Genomic DNA, 3,002 nt, shown 5'->3' with positions numbered 1-3,002 from the left:
GGCTTGCGGTGCCGGCGAAGCTCGAGCGCGGCTTGTCTCCGGTCGTGTGCTTCGTCACCGGCATCCTCACCGGCGCTACCGGCGCTACCGGCGTTTTCGTCGTTCCGGCCGTGCCCTACCTGAGCGCGCTGGCGCTGAGCAAGGACGAACTCGTCCAGGCGCTCGGCCTGTCCTTCATGGTATCGACCGTGGCGCTCGAGTCGTCGGGCAGTTATCCGTGCGAAATGCTGTGGGCGTCGCTGCTCGTGGTCGTGCCGGCCCTGCTCGGGATGTTCATCGGTCAGCACATGCGCGACCGCATCGAGCCCGTCGCGTTTCGGCGCTGGTTTTTCTTCGCCATGCTGCTGGTCGGCAGCTACATGGTGCTGCGGGGATTGTTGGGGTGAAAGCGACCCGTTCGCACGCCGGCGATCACCGGCTTGACGGCCTTCGAGGCCGTGGCGGGGCACGGCAGTTTTTCCTGGGCGGCCGACGAGTTTTCGGTGACGCAGAGCGCGGTCAGCCATCGCATCAGCCAGCTCGAGTCGCAGCTCGGCGTGACGCTGTTGATGCGGATCGGCCACGCGGTGACGCTGACGCCCAAAGGCCGCGAACTGCTGCCCTACGTGCGCGACGGCGTCGCGAAGGTCTCCGCCGCCGGCAAGCCGACCGTGCGGCCGAGTCTTGCACCGGCGGTCGCGTTGAACTGGCTGATCCAGCGCCTGCATCCGGACATCCACATCGACGTCCTGGTCGAGCGACAACTGCGCGATGGCACGCTGGTCAAGCTGTTCGGCCTCGAGTTGCCTTCCGAGTGATCCTACTTCGTGGCCACGCCGGTGGGCGTGCCCAGATCCGAATCGCAACAGGCCGTCCTCGACTGGCTGATGGCGATGCGCGTGCAGATGGACGATGCGACGCCCAAGGACTGAGAGCTTGTGAATAAATCTACTGCACCCGCCGATCGCCGCGTTGCCCGGTGCTCGCTCCTCGCCATACTCCGTGTACTGTCTCGTCGCTGCGCGCCGGGCGCCTTGCGCTCGACGGGCTCGCTACGATTTCTTCACAAGCTCTGAGGCGTCGATGTCCGCGCCGCGCCCGCTCGCTGCTGCGGGAACCGCCGGCGGCGTCAGGCGGGATCAGCCTGGCTTTGCTTGTGCGGCCACCTTGATCGCGGCGATGGTCCTTCCCTTGTAGCCCCAGGCCTGATCGCCCACGATAAGGAAGCGTCGGCGAGGCGGGGTGAAATCGCCTCAAGCCGCTCATGAAAATCCCTCATCAGCGGCCGAGTCGTTTCCGGAGGGCTTCGCTGGAACGCATGCATCCCCTGCGCTTCCACCTATGGACCAAGGGCTTCGACCCGCAAGGTACCCGGATCCAGAAACCCGTGGGCGACAGGCCAGACCTCTCCGCTGACGAGGAGTCCGCCGCGTTCGTCGCGGATGACCCGGATCCTGCTTGGGCGACCGGCAAAACGCCCCTGTGCAAGCTCGACCGGCAAGTTCGGATCGGCAAGGCCGAGGCTGAAGAGGTACGCTGCCGCCGGGCCGGCGGCACTGCCGGTCGCGACATCCTCGACCCGACCCAGGTTGTCCCAGGTCCTGAGCTCGCGGCCGGCAACATCAAGCACAAAGACGAACTTCGCACCATGCACGGAAAGTAGCGCTTCCAGATCCGTGCCGCTGATCGCCGCCCACGCGAGCGCTTCAGGGCGAACCGGAACGACGAGGTAGGGCAGGCCCGTTGAAATAACCACCGCCGGAAATCCGGCAGTGAGATCGCCGGATTCCAGGCCGAGCCTCGACAGGATCGGCGCCAACTCGGCCGAGGCGATGGCGGTACCGAAGATCGCCGGCCCCTGATTCATTTCGGCCAGGTAGTGGCCGTCCATCTTCTTGGTGTTGACCGGTACGTCCCCGGACGGAAGTTTCAGAATCCAAGAACTCGTTTCGGCCTCCGGCGTCTGGGTGCGGTGAAGCACCGCAGCGGCCCCGAGCACCGGGTGACCGGCGAACGGAAGTTCCTCTTCCACTGTAAACACACGAGCACAGGCGCCAGTCGACGTGACCTCCGAAAGAAAGATGGACTCGAACTGCTTCATCTCCTGGGTCAGGCCTTGCATGATCGGCGCCGACCAGCCGTCCGTGAACAGGAAGACTGCCAGGCCGTTTCCGGTCAACGGGCGCGTCGCGAAGACATCAACTTGAAAGAAATCCGGGACGGTCATGGGGAATGGAGGTCTTGGTGCGTTGGGATACGTCAATGCCAGGTCACGGTCAGACAGACCCGGGAACGTCCGGGTTCAGCCAACATGCGGATACGACCGCATCGAAGGTCTGGAATGCCACAGCTGGATCTTTCCACGCTGACGCGGCAATACGCTGGGCGCGGCTCGAAAGCCTACCACCCGGCGACCCTGCTGGCGATTCTGGTCTATGGCTACGCCACGGGTATCTTCTCCAGCCGCAGGCTGGAGCAGGCGACCTACGACTCAGTGGCCTTTCGCTTCATCGCTGGCGGCCATGGCCGCGGCCAAGGCCAAGATTGCCGCCCGGGCCGAGGAGCGCTACCCCTGTCGGAAGAACTGAAAATCAAGGGGTTACGAGCAGAACAAATTTACCCTGGCAAAAAGCCAAGTGAATGTTGACGAACCGGCTGCTAGTGGCTAAACTGCCCGCCTGCGTGTTCCTCGATAGCTCAGTCGGTAGAGCGTCGGACTGTTAATCCGTAGGTCCCTGGTTCGAGCCCAGGTCGGGGAGCCAATAATCAATGAGTTACGTGCTATTTAGCACTCTGTCAGGCTAATAAAACGGCGTTTGGCAAATATATTTGCCCTGTTGAATATGCCGTAATACTATCCCCCTTTGAATCTGGGGGATTGTTTTTCTATCCAAAGACGCCTGCGCGGGGCTTTTTCTAGTCATTCCCGGACGCCCTCTAGTCCGGCATGATCATCGGTGCGCCGGGTACTTGGTTAACCATCGAATCGAACCACTGCCCCGTGTGCGCCCCTCGAGCGATCC

3 protein-coding genes, 1 tRNA gene and 1 pseudogene are annotated in these 3,002 nt (G+C 63.1%); 4 read left to right on the top strand and 1 reads right to left on the bottom strand.

Annotated elements, in window-relative coordinates:
- Both CAPSK01_RS01755 and CAPSK01_RS01750 read left to right on the top strand, forming a co-directional pair.
- Positions 1-386: TSUP family transporter (locus tag CAPSK01_RS01755; protein WP_034921471.1), on the top strand; the 386-nt coding region annotated here is incomplete at its 5' end.
- Between the two features lie 33 nt (positions 387-419).
- A complete protein-coding gene (locus CAPSK01_RS01750) occupies positions 420-797 on the top strand; it encodes a LysR family transcriptional regulator (protein ID WP_273702875.1) in 378 nt (125 codons plus the stop codon).
- Positions 798-1,318: 521 nt separating this feature from the next.
- Here the strand turns inward: CAPSK01_RS01750 and CAPSK01_RS01745 are convergent.
- Positions 1,319-2,206 carry a PhzF family phenazine biosynthesis protein gene (locus tag CAPSK01_RS01745; RefSeq protein ID WP_034921468.1) on the bottom strand — a complete coding sequence of 296 codons (888 nt, stop codon included), beginning with the start codon at positions 2,204-2,206 and terminating at the stop codon, positions 1,319-1,321.
- Positions 2,207-2,290: 84 nt separating this feature from the next.
- On the opposite strand from CAPSK01_RS01745, the pseudogene CAPSK01_RS21380 reads away from it, so the two are divergent.
- Positions 2,291-2,494: pseudogene (locus CAPSK01_RS21380) on the top strand (transposase); the annotation flags it as partial.
- 171 nt (positions 2,495-2,665) lie between these two features.
- Positions 2,666-2,741 (top strand) — tRNA-Asn (locus tag CAPSK01_RS01735).
- Positions 2,742-3,002 lie beyond the last annotated feature (261 nt).

Origin of the sequence: Candidatus Accumulibacter vicinus (assembly GCF_000584955.1) — a bacterium.
Taxonomy (GTDB): domain Bacteria; phylum Pseudomonadota; class Gammaproteobacteria; order Burkholderiales; family Rhodocyclaceae; genus Accumulibacter; species Accumulibacter vicinus.
This window is presented reverse-complemented; position numbering and strand designations above follow the sequence as displayed.

What these genes read in the sequence shown, in the direction of transcription:
- CAPSK01_RS01745 (WP_034921468.1), bottom strand. Translation starts at nt 2,206, where the DNA reads ATGACCGTCCCGGATTTCTTTCAAGTTGATGTCTTCGCGACGCGCCCG.